The sequence below is a fragment of the Flavobacterium frigidimaris genome (genome assembly GCF_002217275.1).
Taxonomy (GTDB): domain Bacteria; phylum Bacteroidota; class Bacteroidia; order Flavobacteriales; family Flavobacteriaceae; genus Flavobacterium; species Flavobacterium aquidurense.
The window spans coordinates 103,152-129,742 of the sequence record NZ_MUGV01000031.1 but is presented as its reverse complement, the minus strand read 5'-3'; the positions used below and the strand labels follow the sequence as shown (position 1 = coordinate 129,742).

Annotated in this window: 18 protein-coding genes; 6 read left to right on the top strand and 12 right to left on the bottom strand. The window is 34.2% G+C overall.

The window, feature by feature from the left end; genetic code table 11:
* Window positions 1-2: 2 nt before the first annotated feature.
* The 4 genes from B0A65_RS17655 to B0A65_RS17640 form a co-directional block, all read right to left on the bottom strand.
* On the bottom strand, window positions 3-440 hold the full coding sequence (locus B0A65_RS17655) for a TPM domain-containing protein (RefSeq protein WP_074659902.1): 438 nt from the start codon (window positions 438-440) through the stop codon (window positions 3-5).
* A gap of 88 nt (window positions 441-528) precedes the next feature.
* Complete coding sequence (locus B0A65_RS17650; RefSeq protein ID WP_074659903.1) at window positions 529-1,110, bottom strand: LemA family protein; 582 nt, start codon at window positions 1,108-1,110, stop codon at window positions 529-531.
* A gap of 43 nt (window positions 1,111-1,153) precedes the next feature.
* On the bottom strand, window positions 1,154-1,486 hold the full coding sequence (locus B0A65_RS17645) for a MerR family transcriptional regulator (RefSeq protein ID WP_026985753.1): 333 nt from the start codon (window positions 1,484-1,486) through the stop codon (window positions 1,154-1,156).
* Between the two features lie 47 nt (window positions 1,487-1,533).
* Window positions 1,534-2,511, bottom strand: coding sequence for a peptidoglycan DD-metalloendopeptidase family protein (locus B0A65_RS17640; protein ID WP_074659904.1), 978 nt, complete (start codon window positions 2,509-2,511; stop codon window positions 1,534-1,536).
* Between the two features lie 283 nt (window positions 2,512-2,794).
* Here B0A65_RS17640 and alaS point away from each other — a divergent pair, with 283 nt between their 5' ends.
* Both alaS and B0A65_RS17630 read left to right on the top strand, forming a co-directional pair.
* Window positions 2,795-5,425 carry an alanine--tRNA ligase gene (gene alaS, locus B0A65_RS17635; RefSeq protein WP_074659905.1) on the top strand — a complete coding sequence of 877 codons (2,631 nt, stop codon included), beginning with the start codon at window positions 2,795-2,797 and terminating at the stop codon, window positions 5,423-5,425.
* Window positions 5,426-5,532: 107 nt separating this feature from the next.
* Window positions 5,533-5,910: a GxxExxY protein gene (locus B0A65_RS17630; RefSeq protein WP_074659906.1), complete on the top strand. Its 378-nt coding sequence runs from the start codon at window positions 5,533-5,535 to the stop codon at window positions 5,908-5,910.
* Window positions 5,911-6,072: 162 nt separating this feature from the next.
* On the opposite strand, the gene B0A65_RS17625 is transcribed toward B0A65_RS17630, so the two are convergent.
* Window positions 6,073-7,818, bottom strand: a complete 1,746-nt coding sequence (locus B0A65_RS17625) for an ABC transporter ATP-binding protein (protein ID WP_074659907.1) — start codon at window positions 7,816-7,818, stop codon at window positions 6,073-6,075.
* A gap of 383 nt (window positions 7,819-8,201) precedes the next feature.
* Here B0A65_RS17625 and B0A65_RS17620 point away from each other — a divergent pair, with 383 nt between their 5' ends.
* The 4 genes from B0A65_RS17620 (at window position 8,202) to B0A65_RS17605 (ending at window position 17,753) form a co-directional block, all read left to right on the top strand.
* Complete coding sequence (locus tag B0A65_RS17620) at window positions 8,202-9,161, top strand: GSCFA domain-containing protein (RefSeq protein ID WP_074659908.1); 960 nt, start codon at window positions 8,202-8,204, stop codon at window positions 9,159-9,161.
* Window positions 9,162-9,530: 369 nt separating this feature from the next.
* Window positions 9,531-14,624: a translocation/assembly module TamB domain-containing protein gene (locus B0A65_RS17615; protein WP_074659909.1), complete on the top strand. Its 5,094-nt coding sequence runs from the start codon at window positions 9,531-9,533 to the stop codon at window positions 14,622-14,624.
* Window positions 14,608-16,926: a translocation and assembly module lipoprotein TamL gene (tamL, locus tag B0A65_RS17610; RefSeq protein ID WP_074659910.1), complete on the top strand. Its 2,319-nt coding sequence runs from the start codon at window positions 14,608-14,610 to the stop codon at window positions 16,924-16,926. Before B0A65_RS17615 ends, tamL begins: the two co-directional genes overlap by 17 nt.
* Window positions 16,927-17,123: 197 nt before the next feature.
* Entirely contained in the window at window positions 17,124-17,753 is a 630-nt protein-coding gene (locus tag B0A65_RS17605) for a DUF4230 domain-containing protein (protein ID WP_074659911.1), read from the top strand.
* A gap of 208 nt (window positions 17,754-17,961) precedes the next feature.
* On the opposite strand, the gene B0A65_RS17600 is transcribed toward B0A65_RS17605, so the two are convergent.
* The 7 genes from B0A65_RS17600 to B0A65_RS17570 all read right to left on the bottom strand — a co-directional run bounded on the left by B0A65_RS17600 (window position 17,962) and on the right by B0A65_RS17570 (window position 26,571).
* Window positions 17,962-19,719 carry an aromatic amino acid hydroxylase gene (locus tag B0A65_RS17600; RefSeq protein WP_074659912.1) on the bottom strand — a complete coding sequence of 586 codons (1,758 nt, stop codon included), beginning with the start codon at window positions 19,717-19,719 and terminating at the stop codon, window positions 17,962-17,964.
* A gap of 270 nt (window positions 19,720-19,989) precedes the next feature.
* The gene (locus B0A65_RS17595) at window positions 19,990-20,430 is read right to left on the bottom strand and encodes a hypothetical protein (protein ID WP_074659913.1); all 441 of its coding nucleotides are present in this window, start codon (window positions 20,428-20,430) and stop codon (window positions 19,990-19,992) included.
* Between the two features lie 60 nt (window positions 20,431-20,490).
* Window positions 20,491-20,877, bottom strand: coding sequence for a group III truncated hemoglobin (locus B0A65_RS17590; RefSeq protein ID WP_074659914.1), 387 nt, complete (start codon window positions 20,875-20,877; stop codon window positions 20,491-20,493).
* A gap of 79 nt (window positions 20,878-20,956) precedes the next feature.
* Window positions 20,957-22,201 (bottom strand): threonine ammonia-lyase IlvA, encoded by a 1,245-nt coding sequence (gene ilvA, locus B0A65_RS17585; protein ID WP_074659915.1) that lies wholly within the window; start codon window positions 22,199-22,201, stop codon window positions 20,957-20,959.
* 356 nt (window positions 22,202-22,557) lie between these two features.
* The gene (locus B0A65_RS17580) at window positions 22,558-23,100 is read right to left on the bottom strand and encodes a DUF4136 domain-containing protein (RefSeq protein ID WP_074659994.1); all 543 of its coding nucleotides are present in this window, start codon (window positions 23,098-23,100) and stop codon (window positions 22,558-22,560) included.
* A gap of 50 nt (window positions 23,101-23,150) precedes the next feature.
* Window positions 23,151-25,127 carry a urocanate hydratase gene (locus B0A65_RS17575; RefSeq protein WP_074659916.1) on the bottom strand — a complete coding sequence of 659 codons (1,977 nt, stop codon included), beginning with the start codon at window positions 25,125-25,127 and terminating at the stop codon, window positions 23,151-23,153.
* 469 nt (window positions 25,128-25,596) lie between these two features.
* The gene (locus B0A65_RS17570) at window positions 25,597-26,571 is read right to left on the bottom strand and encodes a 2-hydroxyacid dehydrogenase (RefSeq protein WP_074659917.1); all 975 of its coding nucleotides are present in this window, start codon (window positions 26,569-26,571) and stop codon (window positions 25,597-25,599) included.
* Window positions 26,572-26,591 lie beyond the last annotated feature (20 nt).

Genomic DNA, 26,591 nt, shown 5'->3' with positions numbered 1-26,591 from the left:
ATTTATCCTTTTGAGATTTCGTTAGATAGTTCGTTAGTGTCTTCTTCAGACCATGGAAAATATTTTTTCAGTTGTTCGCCGGCGTTTAAAATTCCGTCAACAATTCCCTGCTTAAAATTTCCTGCTTTAAATTGTATTGTCATTGCATCTTTGGTGCAATCCCAAAAATCAGAAGAGACAAGGTCATTTATGCCTTTATCTCCACAAATGGCAAAGCTTTTATCAGCAACAGCAAAGTAAAATAAAACCCCATTTTGTTGCTGGGTTTCATTCATTTTTAATTCATGAAAAACTTCTAAAGCCCTGTCAAAAGGAACTTTAGAAGTTGTTTGTTCTATATGTACTCTAATTTCGCCAGAAGTATTTTTTTCGGCCACACGAATGGCTTCAACAATTGTTTGTTCATCTTCTTTGGATAAAAAATCTTCTACTTGTGACATTGGAGTTATTTTAGATATTAGATTTCAGATATTAGATTTTAGACTAAATCTTAGATGCTAAGAAGTCTAATTAATCTAAAATCTAGTTTTAGAATTTTACTTCAACTGGTTTATCAGCACCTGCAACAGCTTCAAAATATGGTTTTTCTTTGTAGCTTAAAAACCAACTGTTTGGAATTGCAAGAACATAACCATTATAATCTTGTACAGCTTCGTTAAAACGGGTTCTGGCCGTTAAAATTTGATTTTCTGTACTAGCCAGTTCATCCTGTAATTTTAGGAAGTTTTCATTTGCTTTTAATGTTGGATATTGTTCAACAGAAACCAATAATCTTGATAAAGAAGAAGATACACCACTTTGAGCCTGGTTGTATTGCGCTAATTGCTCAGGAGTTACGTTGCTTGGATCAATGGTTACCGAAGTAGCTTTTGCTCTGGCCTCTATTACAGCTGTCAAAGTTGATTTTTCGAAATCTGCTGCACCTTTTACTGTGTTAACTAAATTCCCGATAAGATCATTTCTTCTTTGGTAAGTTGTACTAACATTTCCCCATTCTTTGTTAACTGCCTGATTTTTTTGCAAACCAGTATTTTTAATTCCGATTGACCAAAAAGCAATAATAGCGATTAGTACGACAATAATTCCTACGGGGATTAACCATTTTTTCATATCTGTTTTGTTTTAAATTTATTTCTAATTTTTAATAAATATACTATAATTCGTTCTTAATTTCGTTTAATTGTGTTTTTATGGTCTCTAATTTACGTATTATTTCGAATTTATCTAATGTTTTCTTTTGTCCTTCTTTCAAATGTGTTTTGGCACCTTCTAGTGTAAAACCTCTTTCTTTAACCAAATGATAGATCAATTGCAGGTTGGTGATATCTTCCGGCGTAAACATTCTGTTGCCTTTGGCATTCTTTTTAGGTTTCAAAATATCAAATTCACTATCCCAAAACCGTATCAATGACGCATTGACATTAAAAGCTTTGGCTACTTCGCCAATGCTGTAATATCTTTTATCTTTTGAAAGCTCAATATGCATGTTTTTTAATTTTCTATTTTATTCCAAAAATAACACTTTTTAAGGTATTAATCTAATGACTGGTTTTCCTGGTTCGCCATTTGTGAAATTGCCACATATTCGACAGCCGAAATATTTCCGTAATAAAAATTCAGCGGATTCACTACTTTCCCGTCTTTATGAACTTCGTAATGACAATGCGGGCCTTCAGATCTTCCGGTACTTCCCACATAACCAATAACATCGCCTCTTTTTACTTTTTGTCCCGGCCTGCAGTTGTATTTGCTTAAATGCGCATACAAACTCTCATAACCAAAACCATGCCTGATCACAACATGATTTCCAAATCCGGAAGCCGAATTGTCCGCTCTTGCCACAACGCCATCGCCTGTTGCATAAACCGGAGAGCCCGTATTGGCGGTAAAATCCATTCCGTTGTGCATTTTTCGCACTTTCGTGAAAGGATCAATTCGATATCCAAATCCCGAAGCAACACGTTTTAAATTTTCATTCTGAACAGGCTGAATTGCCGGAATTGCTAATAGCAAACTGCCTTTTACACTGGCTAATTTCAAAATTTCATCTAATGATTTGGACTGAATCGCCAGTTCTTTCGAAAGTTTATCAATGCGTTTTGTGGTATTCAAAACCAATTGCGAATTGTTGTAACCTTCTAAATCTTTATATCTTTTAGGATCCCTGAATCCCGCTTTTCTAATCGAATCCGGAATTTCTGTTTTATTAAAATAAACTCTGTAAATAGTATTATCTCTGTTTTCTAATGCTTCGGTTACATCATCAATTTCATCCATTTTCTTATTCAAAATGGCGTATTGTAATTTCAAATTTTCAATTTCACGTGCCTGCAAACGATCTTTTGGAGTTTCAAAAAAAGGAGTGTTAATTAAAAGAACAAAAACCAGGAAACCAAACAGTGCTGAGGCTAATAAAAACAATAAGGCATAGCCAATTTTCGCCCTTTTTCTGGTTTTTATTTTCGTATAAGCCAGATTTTCTGAGTCGTAATAATATTTTACTTTCGCCATATTTTAAAATACCCTATTTTTGCAGCTTGTAAAATAAGTTAGTCGAACAAATTTACTAAATGTTTCAGTTGTTCGCCTCTTTTTTTCAAGTTTAAAAAACAATTAGATAATTAGATAATTGAGTCAATTAGATAATGCAGTAATTGGATAATTTATTGTTGGTTGAGATAAGTTTTTAAGGAATAATTATCTAATTGACACATTATCTAATTGACACATTAAAAATCGTCACATTATCAGATTGTCTAATTGGCACATTATCAAATTGTCACATTAATAAAATATGAAATCACAAGACGTACGTAAGCAATTTTTAGATTTTTTCGAGAGCAAAGGACACACAATCGTTCCTTCGGCTCCTATTGTACTTAAAGACGACCCAACCTTAATGTTCAACAACTCGGGTATGGCCCAGTTTAAAGAATATTTTTTAGGAAACGGAACTCCAAAAAGTCCAAGAATTGCCGATACGCAAAAATGTCTTCGTGTTTCAGGAAAACATAATGATCTTGAAGAGGTTGGTATTGATACGTACCACCACACTATGTTTGAGATGTTAGGAAACTGGTCTTTTGGAGATTATTTCAAGAAGGAAGCGATCAATTGGGCTTGGGAATTATTGACAGAAGTTTACAAAATTGATAAAGATATTCTTTACGTAACTGTTTTTGAAGGAAGCGAAGAAGAAAACGTTCCTTTCGACCAGGAAGCTTATGATATCTGGAAAACATTAATTGCTGAAGACAGAATTTTACTTGGAAATAAAAAAGACAATTTCTGGGAAATGGGAGATCAGGGACCTTGTGGACCTTGTTCTGAAATTCACGTTGATATTCGTTCTGCTGAAGAAAAGGCTGTTACGCCAGGAAAAGATTTAGTAAATAATGATCACCCGCACGTAGTTGAAATCTGGAATAATGTATTCATGGAATTCAACCGTAAAGCGGATGGATCTTTAGAAAAATTGCCTGCACAGCACGTTGATACCGGAATGGGATTTGAGCGTTTGTGTATGGTTTTACAAAACGTGCAATCTAACTATGACACTGACGTTTTTACACCTCTTATTAAAGAAATTGAATCTATTACAGGATCAAAATATACAATTAAAGCTTCTAACGAAGCGGAAGAAAAAGTAAACATTGCCATTCGTGTTATTGCAGATCACGTTCGTGCTGTAGCTTTTGCTATTGCTGATGGTCAGTTGCCATCTAACACCGGAGCGGGTTATGTTATTCGTAGAATTTTGCGTCGTGCAATTCGTTACGGTTTTACTTTCCTGGATACAAAAGAGCCATTTATTTATAAATTGGTTGAGGTTTTAAGCACTCAAATGGGAGGTTCTTTCCCGGAAATCAGAATACAAAAATCACTTTGTGCCAACGTAATTAAAGAAGAAGAAAATTCATTTTTAAGAACATTAGATCAAGGTTTGATTTTGTTGGAAAACATCATTTCAAATTCTACAGAAACAACAATTTCTGGTAAAAAAGCATTTGAATTATTTGATACTTACGGTTTTCCAATCGACTTAACGGCTTTGATTCTTTCAGAAAAAGGATTGCAGTTAGACGAAGCTGGTTTCGAATCGGAATTACAAAAACAAAAAGAGCGTTCTCGTGCGGCTTCTAAAGTAAAAGCAGGAGACTGGCAAATTTTGATTGATGATGAAGATGAAGAATTCATTGGTTACGATCATACGGAAGCAACTGTAAAAATTACACGTTACCGTAAAGTTGAAAGTGCTAAAGATGGAGAAGTATTTCAAATTGTATTTAACATGACGCCTTTTTATCCGGAAGGTGGAGGACAAGTGGGAGATAAAGGATATTTTGAAGCTTCAAACGGAGATGTAATCTATATTTTTGATACTAAAAAAGAGAACAACGTAATTATTCATTTCGCGAAAGATTTACCAAATAATTTATCTGAAACTTTCAGAGCTGTTGTAGATAAAACGATTCGTAAAAGTTCTGCTTCAAATCACTCTGCTACGCACTTAATGCACCAGGCATTGCGTCACATTTTAGGAACGCATGTCGAGCAAAAAGGATCTTTGGTAAACCAAAAGAACTTACGTTTTGACTTTTCTCATTTCTCAAAAGTTACTGATGAAGAATTGCAACAAGTTGAAGATTTCGTAAATGCGAGAATTCAGGAGCAATTGCCATTGATTGAAAGAAGAAATGTTCCTTTTAAACAAGCAGTTGAAGAAGGTGCAATGGCATTATTTGGAGAGAAATACGGAGATAATGTTCGTGCCATTAAATTTGGAGACAGTATGGAATTATGTGGAGGAATTCACGTAAACAACACCGCTGATATCTGGTATTTCAAAATTGTAAGCGAAGGTGCTGTAGCATCTGGAATTCGTCGTATCGAAGCGATTACAGCTGATGCTGTAAAAGATTATTTTGCAACTCAGGCTGACAAATTAAAAGAAATCAATGGTGTGTTGAAAAATGCACAAGATCCTATAAAAGCAGTTATTTCATTACAGGATGATAACGCTAAATTGAAAAAACAGGTAGAGCAATTATTGAAAGAAAAAGTAGGCGCTTTAAAATCAGAATTGGAGAAAGATTTCCAAGAAATAAACGGCGTAAATTTCCTTGCTAAACAAGTAGATTTAAGTATGGCGTCGACTAAAGATTTGGCTTCTGCATTAGGAAGTTCAAAAGCAGATTCATTTGTGTTTTTAGCTTCTATAGAAGATGGATTGCCAAATATTCACTGTTATATTGCTAAAGAATTGGTTGCTTCAAAAAGCTTAAACGCAAATGCAGTAATCAAAGAATTAGGAAAATATATTGAAGGAAACGGGGGAGGGCAGCCTTTCTTCGCTTCTGGAAAAGGTAAAAATGCTGCTGGAATTGCGGAGGCTTTGTCTCATGCGGTTGAGTTTGTGAAATAAGATTTTTTATATTCGCAAAGACGCAGAGTCGCAAAGTTTTTTAAGCTTTGCGACTTTTTTTTGCTTTATAAATTTATATTTATAAGTTTTTACTTTAAATTAAATGAATGACTGAAAATGAAATATCAGCTATTGTGGTTGATATATGCTACAAAATGCATGTGAAGCTTGGGCCAGGTTTGTTAGAATCAGTTTATGAAGCAATTTTATTTTACGAATTAACTAAAAAGGGCTTATTTGTAGAAAGACAAAAAATGCTTCCCGTTGTTTGGGATGAGATTAAACTTGATATTGGTTTTCGAGCCGATTTAATAATTGAGAATAAATTAATTTTAGAAATTAAATCAATTGAAAAAATAACAGAAGTTCATGCAAAACAAACTATGACGTATCTGAAAATTACAAAAATGAAATTAGGTTTGCTGATAAATTTTAATGTGCCGTTAATTAAATTTGGTATTACAAGATTAGTTAATAATCTTTAGTAAAAGGTACACAGCCAAAAACTTTGCGACTTTGCGACTTTGCGCGATTAAAAAAAATACTTTTAAAAAGTTGGTTTAAATAACAAAGTCGCAAAGCTTTAAAAAAAACTTTGCGACTCTGCGTCTTTGCGAGATTATTTTTTCTTCACCAAGCTTTAAAAATTACTTGCGTTCTCCGATCTGTTGACGCCACATAGCGTAATACAAACCTCTCTCCACGATTAATTCTTCGTGTTTACCCTGCTCGATGATTTTTCCTTGTTCCAAGACAAATATCTTATCTGCATGCATTACAGTTGATAAACGGTGCGCGATTAAAACCGTGATTCTGTTTTTATCTGAAATGTTTCTGATTGTTGCGTTAATTTCTTCTTCCGTAATGGAATCTAATGCTGAAGTTGCTTCATCAAAAATCAATAAATTAGGATTTCTTAAAATAGCTCTGGCGATTGATAAACGTTGTTTTTCTCCACCTGAAACTTTAATTCCACCTTCACCGATAGTAGTATTTAAACCATCTTCGGCACGTTTTAGTAATTTTTCACAACTCGCTCTTTTTAAGGCATCGTAAACCTCTTCATCGGTTGCATTTGGTTTTACAAACAATAAATTTTCACGAATTGTTCCAGAGAATAATTGTGCATCCTGCGTTACAAAACCTAGTTGTTTTCTGAGATCTAATAAATCAATTTCAGTAGAGTCAATTTCGTTATACAAAACCTGACCTTCAGCCGGCGTGTATAATCCAACTAACAATTTCACTAAAGTTGTTTTTCCTGAACCAGATGGTCCAACAAAGGCAACGGTTTCACCTTGCTTAATGTCGAAATTAATGTTCTCAACCGCTTTGAATTTAGCCGTTTTATGTTGGAAACTTACATTAGAAAATAACAATGATTGAATCGCACCGACGTGTTTTGGATTTTTTGGACGAAACTCTTTTGGTGCGCTTAACAATATTTTGAAATTCTCCATAGAAACTTTGGTTTCATTCAAAGCGATAATGAAGTTTCCTAATTCCTGTAAAGGTCCAAAAATGAAGAAAGTAAAAAATACCATGGTCAATAAATCTCCCACAATAATTTTATTTCCGAATAAGAAATAGTACAATGTAAAAACGACACAAGTTCTTAAAAAGTGAACGGTAGTTCCCTGAATAAAACTCAAACTTCTGATAAAACGGATTTTTTCCAGTTCTAAATGCAGAATTTTAAAGGTGTTTAAGTTCAGACGTTTTTCTTCCTGATAGGTTAATCCAAGACTTTTTACAAGCTCAATATTTCGTAAACTTTCAGTTGTTGAACCTGCTAAAGCATTGGTTTGATTCACGATTTTCTTAGAAACAACTTTGATTTTTTTTCCTAAATAAGAACTTACCAAAGCAATAATTGGAGCAGTAATTAAAAAGATAATCGAAATACGATAATCGATTCGGGCAACGTAAACGATTACGAATACAAATCCGATTACGGTTTGAAAAATCAAAGAAATAGAGAGTGTAATTAGTTTTTCAGAATCAGAACGTACTTTGGTTAGTTTACTTAAAGTTTCTCCGCTTCGTTGATCTTCAAATTCGGCAAAAGGCAAATCAAGTGATTTTTTGATTCCGTCCGTATACATTTGAGCACCAGTTCGCTGAATAACGACATTGGTAAAATAATCCTGAAAGTTTTTGGTAATTCTGGAAACCATCGCAGCACCAAGCGAAAGACCAAGCCAGAAAGATAAAGATTTTATAAAACCAGTTGGATTCCCAGCATATTTGTGTAATCCTACACCACAATCCTGCATTAATTTACCGGTAATAATAGAGTCAGATAAACTGAAACAAATGTTTATAGAGGCCATAATCAAAGCAAAAAGCAAAAGCATTTTGTGTTTGATTATATAAGAATATAATAATTTCATAAGTGAATTTTAATTTATGCAAGATGCAAAAGTAGTGAATAGTTTTAGTTAGTGAAGTTGATTTATGTTATTAAAAACCTAATATAATTGATTATCTTTTATCGTTGATTTTAAGCTTAATAAATTTTAGTCAAATGGGTCAGAGTATATTGTGCTACTTTAACTTCAATCAATTACACGCAAAGCCGCAGACCCGCAAAGTGTATTTTGTTTAATCTAAAAATCTGAAAAAAGAATTTGGTTAATACACGGCGTTTAATTACAAAACGTAAGTACAGCTGTATTGTAAAAACTTTGCGACTCTGCGACTTTGCCTGATTTTTATTCACAATTTTAAATAGAGAGTCGTCAGTAATCTTTAACTTTGTTTAAAACTCATAGCCATGCAATTCAGAACCCAAATCCCGCTATCAAAATCTAATAATCCAATCGATTATAATTCGAAAGTGCTTTCGTTTGGTTCTTGTTTTGCAGAAAATATGGCAGAGAAATTTGATTACTTTAAGTTTCAGAATGAAGCCAATCCGTTTGGAATTATTTTTAATCCGGTCTCCATTGCGAAACTAATGGAGAGAACGGTTCAGGAAAGAGAATTTACAGAAAAAGACGTTTTCTTTCATAACGAACGCTGGCATTCTTTTGAAGTACATTCAGATTTAAGTAATTCTGACAGACAAGAATTACTTGAAACGTTAAATAAAGCAATTTCAGAAACTCATAAACAATTAAAAGAAGCGTCACACATTATTATAACTTACGGAACAGCCTGGATTTACAGAAATCTCGAAAGTGATGAAATTGTTGCCAATTGCCATAAAGTCCCTCAAAAACAATTCTCAAAAGAATTATTGCCGGTTGATGTGATCCAGAAAAGCATCCAAAATACAATAGATTTAATTCAGACTTTAAATCCCGATATAAACTTCATTTTTACAATTTCGCCGGTACGTCACATCAAAGATGGTTTTGCAGAAAACCAACTAAGTAAATCACATTTATTCACATCATTGCACCAAGTTTTAAAAATTTACAATTTACAATTTACAATTCACAATTATTTTCCTTCCTACGAAATCATGATGGACGAACTTCGTGATTATCGTTTTTATGCCGAGGATATGTTGCATCCCAATCAGGTCGCAATTGATTTTATCTGGCATAAATTCAGTGAAAATTATATTTCTGAAGAAAGCATTTCTTTAATGCGGGAAGTAGACGAAATCCAAAAAAGTCTGCGCCACAGAAGCTTTAATCCAGAATCAGAACAACACCAGAAATTCTTGGCCAACCTTCAGCAAAAAATAAATGTTTTGAGAGAAAAACTTCCTCAAATTAAGTTTTAAAAGAGGTATTTATATTGAGGGAATATTGAATAGCCGTTGTTTTAACCAACGGATTTATAATAGTATTTCTGCTTGGCTTTAGCCGAAACTAATGCGAATTTTGGCTAAAGCCGTATATTGTTAATTTCTATTTCTGTTAGTTAAAACCAACGGCTATTTAAAAAATTACTAATAAGTACAAAATCTTACCGCCTTATCGCCTTCGTGGCAGAACCACAAAAAGTAGGAAAATAATTATTTGTGCGTAAAATTCTAGAATATTTGAGCGAAATTGTGTAAATTGTTAAAGTTTAATTTTTTCAATTTTGTAGACTGTAGAAGTACAGCTTTATAATAACGCAATTTTAATCTAACGTGTTTTATTGACGCATGAATACCAAAACAATTCATTTTTTTAAAAAAACACTACGTATACTGCTTTGGTGCGTGGGATCTATAATTGCACTTTTATTACTTCTAATTATTTTGATTCAGGTGCCGTCGGTGCAGAATTTCGTTAAGGATAAAGCGATCACTTATCTGCAGGATAAGATTAAAACCAAAGTTGCCTTAGATCATATTTCGATCAAATTTCCAAAAGATGTAGTGCTGGAAGGTTTCTATTTTGAAGACCAGAAGAAAGATACTTTATTGGCTGGTAAACGTTTAGTACTTGATGTCGATTTGTTTAAATTGGTCAGCAGTGAATTGGAGATCAACTCGGTTTCGTTAGAAAATACTACTGCCAATATTTCCAGAAATAAAGAGGGCGTTTTCAATTTCGATTATATCATAAAAGCTTTCGAATCAAAAGAACCTGAAAAGCCAAAAGATCCGGATAGTAAGGCATTTACAATTTCTGTTGTAAAAGTAAATCTTGATAACATTAAATTCAATTTTAAGGATGATTATTCTAAAAATGATGTTCGCGTAAAATTGACGCATTTTGATACGAAATTTAAAGAATTCGATTTGGATAAAATGAATTTCGATATTCCGAATATTGCTTTAAATGGAATAAAAGTAGTTTTGAATCAGGATGTTGTAGAGAAGATTGCTGAAGTTTCGGTTAAAACAGTCGATACAATTTCGAAAAGAAAAGATTTCAGTTTAAAACTTGGTAAAATAAGTTTGTCCCAAATTGATATTGCATACGATAATAAAGATTCCAAATTAGATTCGGGAATAAAACTGGGTAATCTTGATTTATCAGTCAACAAGATTGATATGAACAATCAGTTTTTGGATTTTGATACATTCGAAGTAAAAAATCTAAAAGGGAATTTACGTTTGGGTGCAAAAGACAAGCAAATTAAAGCTCCAAGTTTGGATACCACTTCAATCAAACAATCGGGTTGGAAAGTAAAACTGGCTGATGTCAATCTGGAAAATATCGCTTTCAAATTTGATGATATGCAATCGAAACCAGTAGCAAAAGGAATTGATTACAGTCATATGGATTTGGATAAATTCAATTTTAAAGCTGAAAAATTGTATTACGGAAATGATACGATTTCAGGAAATATAAAAGCACTTGCCGTAAACGATAAAAGCGGATTGCAGATTCAGGCTTTAAAAACTGCTTTTTTCTATGGTCCTAAAAATGCTTCTTTAGAAAATTTGTATGTAAGAACACCGCAAACGCTTCTTCAAAATAAAATAAAGGTGGCCTATCCTTCGCTTGACGCTTTAAAAAAGGATATTGCCAATCTGAGTTTGGATGCGAATTTAAATCAGTCGAAAATTGGGTTTAAAGACATTTTATTATTTGCTCCCGATTTACAAAAAACGAATCCGTTTAAAAGCAATCCAAACGCGATTTTGTATTTGAATACACGCTTGAGCGGAAAAGTTAAAGATTTGACTATTCCGCAGTTTGAAATGAGCGGAATCGGAACGACAAAAGTTTCCCTTTCGGGGAAGATCAAAGGTTTGCCTGATGCTCAAAAAGCGTATTACGATTTAGATATTAAAAAGCTTTCGAGCACTTCAAAAGATATATATGGATTTGTACCAGCAGGAACCATTCCGAAGAATATTCAATTGCCTTCTCAATTGAGTTTGCAGGGAAAATTCAAAGGTTCTGTGCAGAATTTCAAAACGAATCTTGCTTTAAACAGCAGTTTCGGAAATGCAAAAGTAGATGCCTTGTTTGATCAACGTGTTAAACGAAGAGAGAAATACGATGCAACTGTTTATTTATTAGATTTTGATTTGGGCAGATTAATAAGAAACGATTCGATCGGAAAAATTACGCTTAAAGCGAAAGTAAAAGGCAAAGGTCTAGATCCAAAAACGGCTCAGGCTGATTTTGATGGTTTGGTTCAAAAAGCAGTTTTCAATAAATATACTTACAGAGATTTAGCTTTAAAAGGAAATATCGAAAACGGATCGTTCGCAGTAAAATCTGGAATGAAAGACCCGAATTTGAATTTTGATTTAACGGCGAGCGGAAATACAAAAGATAAATATCCGGCCATTCAATTAAAATTAAACCTGGATATAGCCGACTTAGAAAAACTGCATCTTCACGCCGGACCGATGAAATTGCGAGGGAATATTGATGCTGATATTGCCAATAGTAATCCTGATTTTTTAAATGGAAAAGTGTTCCTTTCGAATATTCAGGTTTTACAGGACAAAGAACCAATCGTTTTAGATTCAATTCGTGTAATTGCTTTTTCAGATGAAAATCGAAATAATATAAAAATATCCTCTCAGTTTTTAAAAGCAGAAATTGACGGGAAATACAAATTAACGACTTTGGTTTCGGCAGTAAAAAAATCATTATCAAAATATATCGATTTAAAAAATCCGAAAGTAAATGGAGAATCAGATGAACAACGTCTGGCTTTTACTTTGACAGTTGACAACGATCCGATTCTTTTTAAATTGGTTCCAAAATTAACGGGTTTAGAACCTCTTAAAATCGAAGGAAAATACAATAACGTAACCGATTCTTTAGAAATTAAAGGAACGATTCCGAGAATTGTTTATGCTGATAATACCATCGCTGACGGAAAAATAAATATCGAAGCCAAAGAAAATGCTTTGGAATATCAAATCTCTGTAGCAACAATTGAAAGCGGCTCTTTAAAAATTCCGTTCACAAGTTTATCAGGAAAAGTTGAAAATAATATTCTGGATTATGCATTGGAAGTAAAAGATGCAAAAGACAAACAACAGTATTTTATTGCTGGAAATTTCAAAGCCGAAGATTCTAAAAATATTTTTAAAATTGATGCAGAAAACTTTGTACTGAATTACGATAAATGGAGTATCGATCCAGAAAATGTTGTTGAATTTGGAGGAAAAAGACTTTATATTAATAAGTTCTTTTTAGCGAATTCCGGGAACGAACTTAAAATTCAGTCACAAGGAACGCAAGACAATGCGCCATTGCAAGTTGATTTTGTAAACTTCAAAATCGAAACCATTATGAATATGGTCAAAAAAGATAAGTTGTTGATGCAAGGTTTGATCAATGGAAATGCTGTCGCAGAAAATGTGATGACAAAACCAACTTTTACATCAGACATAAAAATTGATGATTTTGCTTTTAAAGGAGAACCGGTTGGCGATATTGCGGTTAAGGTTGATAATAAAACCAATAATTTATTAAACGCCAACGTTACATTGACTGGAGAAGAAAACGACGTAAATCTGACAGGAACGTACAGTATTGCCGATGGAAATCTGGACTTTAATCTGGACTTAAACAAACTGAATATCAAAAGTATTCAGGGTTTTAGTATGGATAATATTAAGGAAGGAACGGGATATTTGTCAGGAAATTTCAAAATCACAGGAAACGCCAGTGCGCCAAAAGTAAATGGGGAACTGAATTTTAATGAAACTGGTTTCAGAGTAACAAAATTCGATTCGTATTTTAAAACCAAACAGGAAAAAATTACGCTTCAAAACGATGTAATTACTTTTGATACTTTTACGTTTCATGATGAAAATGACAATGAACTGACGATAAACGGAACCATCAAATCAGCCGATTATACCCATTTTGATTTCGGCTTAACGGTAGTAGCAGATGATTTTAGAGCCATTCATTCAAAAGAAAAAGACAATGATTTGTTTTATGGAGATTTAATTTTGGACACCAAACTGAACATTAAAGGAACGCTCGAAAATCCGGTTGTTAATGGGAATATTAAAATCAAAGATGATACTAAATTTTCTGTTGTTTTACCTCAATCTGATCCCTCCATTGCAGATAGAGAAGGAATCGTCGAGTTTGTAGACGAAGATAATATGTATCTGAAACAAACGGCTGAAATGAAAGCGAAACTCAATCAGTCGGAATTACTTGGTATGGATGTGAGTGTTGCTATTTCAATTGATAAAGAAGCTGAACTTACCTTAGTAATCGACAAAGGAAATGGCGATTATTTAAATCTGAAAGGCGAAGCGGAATTGACAGGCGGAATCGATCCATCAGGAAAAACAACTTTAACGGGGAAATATGAATTCTCTGATGGTGCGTATGAAATGAATTTCAACATGATCCGAAGAAAATTCAATATTCAAAAAGGAAGTTATATTATCTGGAATGGCGAGCCAACGATGGCTAATGTTAGTATTACTGCCATTTATAAAGTCGACGCGGCGCCAATTGATTTGCTTGGCAATCAGTTAGGAAGTGAATCTCAAACTACTAAAAACACGTACAAACAGAAAATTCCGTTTCAGACTTTATTGAAAATGAATGGCGAATTAATGAAGCCTGAAATCACTTTTGATATTGTCCTGCCAGACGGAAATTATGATGTATCATCTACGATTGTAGAAACCACACAACAAAAATTAGAGCAACTACGACAAGAACCAGCCGAATTAAACAAACAGGTTTTTGCCCTTTTATTATTGAATAGATTTATTGGCGAAAATCCGTTTGCGAGTGAAAGCGGTGGAACAAGCGCCGAATCATTGGCCAGACAAAGTGTTAGTAAAATTCTGTCTCAACAATTGAATGATTTGGCTGGGGAGTTGATAACTGGGGTTCAGCTGGAATTTGATCTGGAATCTACAGATGATTATACTTCAGGAACCAGAGAAGACAGGACGGATTTAAATGTCGGAATTTCTAAAAAACTTCTAGATGACAGACTAAAAGTTACTGTTGGAAGCAGTTTTGCAGTTGAAGGTCAGGAACGCGCCAATGAAGAAAGTACCAATATTGCAGGCGACGTTGCGTTGGATTATCAGTTAACAAAAGACGGCCGTTATATGCTTCGCGCTTATCGAAAAAATGAATATCAGGTTGCAGTTGAAGGTCAGGTTATTGAAACGGGAGTTGCTTTTATAATTACGATGAGTTACAATAAATTCAGAGAACTGTTTCATCGCACTTTAGCAGAAAAAGAAATGATTCGAGAAGAGAAATTGCGTAAAGAAAAGAAAAAGCAAAAAGAGAAAGAGGATAAAGAAAAAGACGAAAATCAATTAGAAGGAAATGAGCAAAAAACATAGCAATAGAAAAACGGAATATATCAGATATTTTATTGCCCTGTCCTTATTTTTTGTTTTTGGATGCAGTAATACAAAATATCTGCCAGAAGGCGAATTACTGTATACAGGCGGTTCTGTTACAGTAAAGGATTCTGTCATTAAAAAGAAAGAAAGAAAAGAACTGGAGAAAGAGTTAGAAGGTTTATTACGCCCAAAACCAAACAAGGAATTTTTAGGATTGCGTCCAAAATTATGGTTTTATAATATTGCAGGAGAACCTAAAAAACAGAAAGGAATCAGATATTGGTTGCGTACCAAAGTAGGCGAACCACCTGTGCTTTTTAGTAAAGTTGATTTAGATTATAATGCATCCGTTTTACGAAATTTTACCGAAAACAGAGGGTACTTTAAAACGCGTGTCAGTGCCGATTCTACAGCTAAAAATAAAAGAGCTACGGCAGAATATACCGTAACGCCTAAACAGCAGTATATCATCAAAAGCGTGACTTTTCCGGATGATTCCTTGGCAATGTCAAGAATAATTGGAAGATCAAGCCGAAGAAGTTTATTGAAAGTTGGCAAACCCTATGATTTAGATGTCATTAAAGCAGAAAGAGAGAGAATAGACGCCAGACTTAAAGAAAAGGGATATTATTACTTTAATCCGGATTATATTTTAGCACAGGTGGACAGCACAAAAGGTGATCATGAAGTAAAAGTCAGACTGGTAATCAAAGCAGATGCACCACCGAAAGCGCTTACGGCCTATAAGATTAATAAAATTATTGTGTACCCAAACTTTTCTATTTCAAAAGATAGTTTGAAATACAAGCCGGAAGATGTAGTTCAATATAAAGATTTTACAATTATTGATACCGCAGATACTTTTAAACCCAGAGTTTTCGATCGCGCTATTTACTTTAAAAAAGGAGATTTATACAACAGAAAAGATCACAATTTAACCTTGAACCGATTTGTCAATCTCGGAACTTTTAGTTTTGTAAAAAATGAATTCAAACCTTCGGACAGTTTACCGAAGACTTTAGATTCGTATTACTATTTAACGTTATTGCCAAAGAAATTTATTCGTGTTGAGGTTTTAGGAAAAACCAATTCGGCTAGTTATACCGGTACAGAACTGAACGTGAATTGGAATAATAGAAATTTATTTCGCGGAGCTGAATTGCTGACCGTTTCTGTTTTTGGCGGAGCCGATTTTCAGCTTTCCGGAACCAATAACGGCAAGAATATTTACAAAATCGGAACAGAAACCAGTCTAACCTGGCCGAGATTTATTGTTCCGTTTTTTCATGTGGAAGGCTCAAGCGAATATGTGCCGAGAACTAAAGCAACTGTCAGATACGAATATCAAAACAGAACGCAATTGTATGCTTTAAATTCATTCAAAGCGTCATACGGTTATCTATGGAAAGAGAATGTTCGAAAGGAACATCAATTGAATTTAATGGATATTACCTATGTTAGTCCAAATCATGTTACACAAGAATATTTGGATGATGCAGAACAAGACGAATCATTGAAAAAAGTAATTGAAAAACAATTGATTTTTGGTCCGACTTACACCTATACCTACACTAATACGATGCAAAAACGTAGAAAAAATACGTTTTATTTTAGTGGAGAAGCGGATTTAGCTGGAAATATTACAGGTCTAGTAACCGGAGCAAATGTTAAAGAAGGCAATCAGAAAAGTATTTTTGATGTTCCGTTTAGCCAATATGCAAAATTTAGAGGAGACTTCAGGCATTATTTAAAACTCGGAAAGGAAAGTCAATTAGCCAGTAGGATTATCGTTGGAGCTGGTATTCCTTATGGGAATTCAAATGTGTTGCCAACATCTAAACAATTTGTAGTAGGAGGTACCAATAGTATTCGAGCCTTTAGAGCGCGATCAATTGGACCAGGAAGTTACCTTAATACGACAACTGATAACGATTATCTCCCAGATCAGTCAGGAGACTTGAAATTGGAATTCAGTACCGAATACAGGGCAAAACTTTTTAGTATTGTAAAAGGTGCCGCCTTTATTGATGCCGGAAATATTTGGTTGATGAATAAAGACCCTAATAAGCCAGGAGGCGAAATTTCTAAGGATTTTATGAAGGAAATCGCTGTTGGAGCAGGAGTTGGACTAAGATTTGATGTGTCATTTTTTATCTTAAGAACAGATTTAGCATTTCCGTTAAGAAAGCCTTACTTACCTGATGGCGAAAGATGGGTAATCAAAGATATTGATTTCGGAAGTGGACCATGGCGCAAAGAAAATCTGATTTTGAATATTGCAATTGGATATCCATTCTAGAAATTTTTTCCACAGATTATGATGGCTAAGCTTTTCACGCAGATTTATAAAGATTTAAGCTGATTTAGGAAAATTAAAATTAAATCTGCTCTAATCTGTTGAATCTGCGTGAAAAAGTATTTTCTTATGAGTAATTCGTGATAGAAAACTTTTAAGCATTCAGAAAAAGAAGTAAATTGGTCTAATAAAATAAAGTAATGCAAAATACACTCAAAAGAATTTTAGTTTTAGCTTCTGTCGTTTTCTTAATCATTTTGACTTTTAAATTTTGCCAATTCAAAAAGGATGATGACAAGGATATTGAATACAATACCAATTTAATTCAACAGCAAATTCTAAATGTAGGTAAACTGGTTGTTACCGAAGGGCATTTCTCAGAAGTGATTACGTATAAAAATCAGCAGAAATATTTTTTGGATATGGTTTCTTTTGAGAAGAAAGCATTAGTTGTCGTAAATGCAAATGTGACCGTTGCTTATGACTTGCATAAAATGAAGTACGACATCGACGAAAAAAACAAAACCATCACGATTTTAAATATTCCAAAAGAAGAAATAACAATCAATCCGGATATTAAGTTTTATGATGTAGAGCAAAGCCAGCTGAATCCGTTTACGGGAGAGGATTACAATAAAATCAATAAATCGGTAAAGGCAAATCTGGCAAAGAAAATAGAAAACTCTTCCCTTAAAACAAACGCTCAAAACAGATTGATAAGCGAATTATCAAAGATTTTGATTTTGACGAATTCCATGGGTTGGAAACTGCAATACGATGGTAAAACGATTGAATCTGATAAAGATTTTAATCAGGATTTGAAATTGTAGAAAAGAGGTGCAAAGGTGCAGAGGTTCAAAGGAACAAAGGTTTTTGCACAATCTTCTCATTTCGAGGAACGAGAAATCCTCGCAAGTAACTCTACAAAGATTAGATACTTGTTGCGGAGCTACTTGCGAGGATTTCTTGTTCGAAATTAGATAAAAAGGAGGAGAAACCTTTGTTCCTTTGAACCTCCGCACCTTTGGGCCTTAAAGACTAAACCGCTTCTTTATCGAAAATCAAATCCAGTCCGCCAGTAATTAAATGCGCTACTTCAGGACGTTTTGCTTTCAATTGATCCAGATAAACCAGTACTTCTTGTAATAATTGCTTTTCACCAGAATCTTTCAAAAGCTCTGCAATTTCAACAGAAAGCAACCAATCGTTTGAATGACTATTTTTTAGTTTTTCAAAAACAGATTGTAGTTCAGATTTTGAATCTTTATTTTCTCTTATAGAACGAACAGTTTGATAAAGAACTTCTAAATCATCACGTTCGTCTGTATGTTTTGCTTTTATCGTTTGAGAACTCGGAACAATATTAATCAGATCAAAACTATTCACATCGGCTGGACCGGAAAAAGCAGAAACTACTTTTTTACCAATCGCCATATCGTAATTTCCCCAGTCAGGTTGGAATAAAATCGTTTCGCCATGCGTAACCGTACAATTTCTGAAACTAATTAAAATAATTTCTCCGTGTAAGTTTCTGGAACCTGTAATGATTTCTCCTTCTACAATAATATTGCCTTCAAATTCTAATTTAACGGTTTCATTTTCAACAATACTATAAGCTTGTAAATCCTTCGGACTCATATCTTCAATTGCTAAATTGAAGCCTTTTAGTTTCCCAATCGGGCTTCCAAATCCGTGTGGATGTGTCAAAGTTCCGTGGCCGACTAATTCTTTTTCACGATACGATAAAGCTGTTTTTCCAGTAGTCTGAATGTAAACTGGTTTTCCTTCTTCTTCCAGAACATTAGTGAAAACGCCTGAAATTTGTAAACCTGTACTTAATTCAATTGTACCTAAAGCATTCGAATGAATTAATTTCTGAATTCCGGAAAGGCCTCCCGTTCTTAATGCCATTTTATTCGCAAATTCTTCCAGAATCAAACTCAAATAAGAGAAATTCGGTGTTACATAAAGTTGAGGTTGTAACTGCGTAATATCAAAATTCTGATTTGCAGCCGAAATATCGTAAGGGATTTTCTTTACATTATCCGTCATACACCAGGCACTTTCTCCAATTGAAGAAAGTAATCCGGCACCGTAAATTTTAGGATCTTCAACGGTTCCAATTAAACCGTATTCTACTGTCCACCAATGCAAATTACGAATCTGGGCCATTTCTGATAATTCGCCCATATTATTTTGTAAATCGGCAACCGCTTTCTCCGCTTCGTCAATTTTTTCCTGAGGTGTATCTTCCGCTTCTTTCAAAATCGAAAGCAAACGAATCGCTTCGTACATCTGATAATCTTTGTGAGATGAAATCGCTTTACAGCCAATTTCACCAAAACGTCTCAAATATTCAGCATATTCAGGATTCGCAATAATAGGAGCGTGGCCGGCACCTTCATGAATAATATCTGGTGCTGGTGTATATTCAATATGTTCTAATTGTCGGATGTCTGAAGCAATAACCAAAACGTTATAAGCCTGAAATTCCATAAAAGCATTTGGCGGAATAAAACCGTCAACGGCAACCGCAGCCCAGCCAATTTCAGTCAGGATTCGGTTCATTCCATACATACTCGGAATAGAATCAACTTCGATTCCCGTTTTCTTCAAACCATCCAAATATGAATGATGGGCAACTTTTGATAAATAATCTACATTTTTGCGCATCACATAACGCCAAACCGCCTGATTAATTGGCGTATAATCGCTATAATCCTGTGGTTTAATAAATTGCTTTAAATGTTTCGGCAATCGCTCTAATAACGGGTTTGTCTCAATATTTGGATTCATTTCGAAAACGTTGTAGATTTAGAATGTAAAATTACGAATTTAAGGTGCTAATTTTTGCTATTCATCACAATTTTTTTGTTCGAAAGTGTTTTTTGTTGAGGTTTTAATAGAAATTTTGTTTTGAGAAGTATTCTTGTTTTTAGGAGCTAGTCCTGCTATCCGCTTGTATCTTTTCCTTGCTAAAGAAGCAAGAAAAAGGATACCGCTGCTATCAGGGCTAGGGAATCCGTTTTCAAAAGAATGTTTTCGAAGTATAAAAAGAACAATTTTCTAGCAATCGTTATTTTCATAATTAACTTTTTCCATCTTGGCTTCATAAGATTCAGTTTCTTTTTTAGTCATTTTGGCTTCTTTCAGTTCTACTTTCAATTGCTTTTTGCTGTCAGAACTTATCCACAAACCACTAAAAGTAGTTTCTTCTTTTTTCAAAATCATAAGGCCAGTAAAACTATGTTCCACTAACGCAAATTGATTTTCGTTTTTGGTATTTTGGGTAATGTCCAATTGGATCCAACTACCGGATTTGTCATAGCGATACATGGCAGTATACATTAAATCGGCTGTGCAGGGGTTTTCTTCTGTTTTAATAAAAAAAGTAACGGCTATTTTTCCATCAATTGTGCCTTTGTATAAATTGCTTTTAGAAGTTTGAGCATTTGCAGCAATAATGATAGAGAGAAAAAATAGAAGAGATAGTAATGCTTTTTTCATGTTTTATTAAAAATTGTTGCCCCAAATTTAGTTATTTAGAAATACCAATAGAATTAATTTTTATTGATTTTCTAAATTCCTGAAATAATCAATTTTATGATTAAACATATAAGCCATATTTGCAGCTCTCATTTTTGCTTCTTCCGTTATTGTTCCTGCAAAAAGTGCGTCGATTGAAGAATTAAAAAGAAAAACCCAACGGTCAAAATGCGTTTTGTCTACCGGTAATTGTTTGTGCGGTGGAAACGGAGTTCCGGAGTAAGCACGCACATCAAACAAAATTGTTTGCCAAAAGCCGTACATTTTTTGTAAATGCATTGGCCAGCGGTCCTGTAGTTTGTCATTAAAAATCGGACCAAGAAGATCATCTTGTCTAACCTTATCATAAAAGGTATCAACCATTAATTGTATGTCTTCTATGGTCGAAATATCTTTAAGAGTTGTCATGTTTGTGAGATCTAAAATAAAATACAAAATTACACTATAAGTTTTTCTATTCTCTGATATTTGTCATCGGAACTGGATTTTAACCAATTAATTGTGTAAACAAATCCTGATTATCGTTTAAATAATGAAACTCAAAACCATTTTTAGTCATATTTAGTTTGATATTCATAATGTCTTTTTTGTTTTTCAATTCTAAGCCAACCACAACAGAGCCCACTTCGCGATTGTTTTTTTTATGAAACTGAAAATAAGTGATGTCATCATCAGGGCCTAAAATATTATTTACGAATTCTTTTAAAGCTCCCGGACGCTGAGGAAACTGAATCATGAAATAATGCATTAGACCTTCGTAAAGTAAAGAACGTTCCTTTATTTCGGCTGTTCTTTCTATATCATTATTACTTCCGCTAACAACACAAACAACGGTTTTGCCTTTAATTTTATCTTTATAAAAATCCAAAGCGGCAATAGTTAATGCTCCGGCTGGTTCCACAACCATTGCTTCTTCATTGTACAAACGTAAAATTGTGGTGCAGACTTTTCCTTCGGGAACCAGAATAATATCTTCTAAATTATCCTTACAGATTTCAAAAGTCATATCGCCAACTTGTTTGACAGCCGCACCGTCAACAAATTTATCGATGGTTTTTAGTGCCGTGTTTTTATTTTCTGCTATTGAAGTTTTCATCGAAGGAGCCCCTTTTGGCTCAACACCAATGATTTTCGTATTTGGACTTAAATGTTTAAAAACAGCAGATAAGCCAGAAGCCAATCCGCCTCCGCCAATCGGAACAAAAACATAATCGATAGGTTCTTTATAACTATCGAGAATTTCTAAACCAACGGTTCCCTGACCAGCGATAACTTTTTCATCATCGAAAGGATGAATAAATATTTTATGATTTTGAATGGCATCTGCAGTAGCCGAAGCATAAGCATCATCAAAAGTATCTCCTGTCAAAACAATTTCTACAAATGATTTCCCGAACAATTGCACTTGTTTTACTTTTTGTTTTGGAGTCGTTTTTGGCATGTAGATTTTGCCTTTTATTTGCAGAAGATGACAGGAATATGCGACACCTTGTGCATGGTTTCCGGCACTGGCGCATACAATGCCAATTGCTTTTTCAGTTTCATTCAACGAAGAAATTTTGTTGTAAGCTCCTCTAATTTTGTACGACCGGACAATTTGCAAATCTTCTCTTTTTAATAAAATAGTCGATTTAAATTCGTCAGAAAGGTTTAAATTTTGTGTCAGTGGAGTAGCAGCAACTACATTTTCGAGTTGCTTTTTTGCATTGAGTACTTCGTTAAATAGATCCATGTTGTTTGTTTTTATTTTTGCGACAGATTAAATGATTTAATAAGATTTTTTATCTGTGAGAATCTGTGACCCGAACGATAGCGAACAGGCGAAGCAAATCTGTGGCAAAAAATTTCTAAATAAAAAACCTCCCGGTTTGGGAGGTTTAATAAATTGTATTTTGTTTACTTAATTTATATAACACCTCGCATTATTGCTCAATTACAATAATGTTAATCGCGATGATAATAATGTTATTTAAGTTTGTCATTTTTTGTTCTTTGAAAAACAAATGTATTAATTATTTTGCGAAGTATTCATCAACTTTGTTTAGTTTTTTTTAAACTGAAAACTGTCACTGAAAACTGCGACTAAAATTATTTCTTAACCGGTGGATACTGCGCTAAAATTTTGGTAACAAATTCAGTAATTCGAGCATCTTTTTTATCTATGTTTTTGTATAAAGTACCAATACCCTGACCTTGCCAGATCATTTCTTTCTTTTTAGCATCAATTAAATCAATGAACAAAGTCCCTTCCGTGTATCTTGAAACTGTTGTTCCTCCATACATATACGGATTCCAGCCCCATCCCCAGCCGTAACCCCATCCATAACCGTATCCTGCGTAAAATTGATTTACATCAACTTGTTCTTTGGCTTTGGTGAAAATGTTTACTAATATATCGGGATTTTCGCTTTTTGTAAAACCTTTGGCCTGCATTTGATCGTCAATTGCATGAAGAATTCTTTTTTTGTCCAAGTCAGATATTTCAACCTTATCAATTCCGGGCTTAAAAAAGGCGTATGTTTTGTAAGGCGTAAAATCTACTGTTTTGTCATAATCAGAATAAGCACTTACTGTGTCGCACGAAACGAACAGTAAAAGTAGAAGAATCGGAATTAATTTAAATACTTTCATATGTTTAAAATTTAATGTTCTCATTTTTAAATAAATAAGAGAACTTTAGGCTAAAATAAAGTTTCGTCAACAATATTAGGTAAAGTTACTTTTAATAAAGGCTGAACTTCCATTGCTCTTTTTATGGCAAAAATAGCTTCGTCATTTCGTGCCCAGCTTCTTCTTGAAATTCCGTTGTTAACATCCCAAAAAAGCATTGATGCTAAACGTTTTGAAGCTTCTTTAGATCCATCAAGAACCATACCAAAGCCACCGTTTATAACCTCTCCCCAGCCAACGCCACCGCCATTATGAATCGATACCCAGGTTGCGCCTCTAAAGCTGTCGCCAATTACATTTTGAATCGCCATATCGGCTGTAAAACGAGATCCGTCGTAGATATTTGAAGTTTCTCTGTAAGGAGAATCGGTTCCGGAAACGTCATGATGATCGCGCCCTAAAACCACTGTTCCAATTTCGCCTCTTGCAATTGCCTGGTTAAATGCTTCGGCAATTTTAATTCTTCCTTCAGCATCTGCATAAAGAATTCTGGCCTGAGAACCTACAACCAATTTATTTTCCTGCGCGCCTTTGATCCATTTGATGTTATCCTGCATTTGTTGCTGAATTTCATCTGGACTAGTTTTGGCCAATTCTTCTAAAACCTGACTCGCGATCGTATCTGTCTTTTGTAAATCTTCTGGTTTTCCTGAAGTACAAACCCATCTAAAAGGCCCAAATCCGTAATCAAAACACATTGGTCCCATAATGTCCTGAACGTAACTCGGATATTTAAAATCGATGTTATTTTCGGCCATAACATCAGCACCAGCACGAGAAGCTTCTAGTAAAAAGGCATTTCCGTAATCAAAAAAGTAAGTTCCTTTTGCGGTATGTTTGTTAATTGCTTTCGCTTGTCTGCGCAATGATTCCTGTACTTTTTCTTTGAATAATTCCGGATTATTAGCCATCATTTCATTCGCTTCTTCAAATGAAATTCCAACCGGATAATAACCTCCGGCCCATGGATTATGAAGCGATGTTTGATCAGAACCTAAATCAATTTTGATGTTTTCTTTGTCGAAACATTCCCAAACATCAACCACATTTCCTAAATAGGCAATCGAAACTACTTCTTTATTGGCTTTCGCCGAATTGACTCTTTTAACCAGTTTTTCAGTTGAAGTCACAATTTCATTAATCCAGCCTTGTTCGTGACGGATTTTAGTGATTTTCGGATTTACTTCGGCGCAGACCGTAATACAACCGGCAATATTTCCTGCTTTTGGTTGAGCACCGGACATTCCGCCAAGTCCTGATGTTACAAATAAATTGCCTTCCGGATTTAATTTTATTTTTCTAAAACCATTCAAAACTGTAATTGTCGTTCCGTGTACAATTCCTTGCGGTCCAATGTACATATAACTTCCTGCTGTCATTTGTCCGTATTGTGAAACGCCTAAGGCATTCATTTTTTCCCAATCGTCCGGTTTGGAGTAATTCGGGATTACCATTCCGTTAGTAACCACCACTCTTGGTGCTTCAGAATGTGATGGGAACAATCCCATCGGATGTCCTGAATACATGGTTAAAGTCTGCTCGTCTGTCATTTCAGACAAATACTGCATTGTCAATAAATATTGTGCCCAGTTTTGAAAAACAGCGCCGTTTCCTCCATACGTAATCAATTCATGCGGATGTTGCGCCACAGCATAATCCAAATTGTTCTGAATCATGTGCATAATCGCTTTTGCCTGCAATGATTTTCCTGGATATTCATCAATTGGTCGCGCATACATTCTGTAATCCGGACGCAGACGATACATATAAATACGACCGTATTTTTCTAATTCTTCTGAAAATTCGGTAATTAATTCGGCATGATGTTTAGACTCAAAATAACGCAATGCATTTTTTAAAGCCAGTTTTTTCTCTTCAGCCGAAAGAATTTCTTTTCGTTTTGGCGCATGATTAATAGCTAAATCGTATGTTGCCTTTGGAGGTAATATTGAGGGGATTCCTTGTTGTATTTGTTCTTTGAAAGTCATTTTTTTGAAAGATGCTGAGTTGCTAAGGTTCTAAGACGCTAAGGTACTTTTGTTAGATTAACAACAGATTAATTTTTTGTTTTTAGATTATGTCGCTCCGCTGGAGCTGAAATTCAGATCGGTAAATTTATTTCTATAAATATTTTGCTATAAACATTTGCTATAAACATAGCACTCCTCTGGAGTTTTTGTCAGCCTTGGAAAGGCGTTATGTTTATAGAAAATATAGTATATCCCGTCTCAAAAGCTCCATCGGAGCGAAATGTCGATCAATGTAAATTTGATCCGAAATAATTATCTAATTGACACATTTTCTAATTAAAAAGCTAAGGATACCGAATATCCGACCTGTGATAGGATTTGTGGATTTTAATCCTAAATTTTCTTGAGCGAATATCCATATAATTATTTTAGATTTTAAAGTTCAGATTTTAGATTGGAATTTGGAATTTAAAATTTGGAATTTAATTCAAGAATAAACTTCTTCATTTACACAAAAAGGCATTTTTTTATTTTCAAAAAGTGCTACAATATTTTGTGCGGCGCAAACAGCCATTGCATTCCGGGCTTCGTATGTTGCCGAACCAATATGTGGTAAAATACAACAATTTGGCAATGATAGTAACGGATTGTCTTTTTGCATTGGTTCCGGGTTAGTAACATCAAGTCCGGCGCCCCAAATTATGTCATTAGTTAGGGCATAGAATAAATCGTCTTCGTTATGAAATTTTCCTCTTGCTGTATTTACGAAAATAGCATTACGTTTCATTTTGGAAAAAGTGTTTTTATTGAAAAGTTCATTATTTTCTTCCGTATAATTAGAATGAACGCTCAAAACATCACTTTGCGAAAGTAAAGTTTCAAAATCTACATATTGAGCATCAAACTCTTTTTCGGCATTTTCGTTGTGAGAGCGATTGTGGTAAATGATGTTCATTCCAAATGCAGCTTTGCATTTCTGTGCCATTTCAAAACCAATTCTTCCTAAACCAAATATCCCCAGTGTTTTGCCATAAAGTTCTTGTCCCAGATTTTCTAATGCATTAAAACTTCCCCATTCTCCTTTTGTAATTCTGTTGTGATTGTAAAAGGATTTTCTGGCAACACTCTGCATCAATAAAAAAGCGATATCTGAAGTTGCTCTGTTTAAAACATCAGGCGTATTTCCAACAGGGATTTTTCTATTATTAGCTGATGGAATATGGACCGAATCATATCCAACTGAAAATAAAGCAATACCTTTTAAATGGGGACATTGTTGAAAAAAATCTTCATCTAAAGTAGTCGAGCCAACGTTAAGGAGAGCGTCATTTTTTTGGCAGATTTTTATATACTCATTTCTTGATAATATATTCTCTGTTGGATTTATGGTAAGATTGATACCTTTTTCCTTAAGTAATAAAATGCCGGACTCTGGTATATTTTTAGTTATAAAAACGTTCATTTTGTTTGGATTTTTAGAAG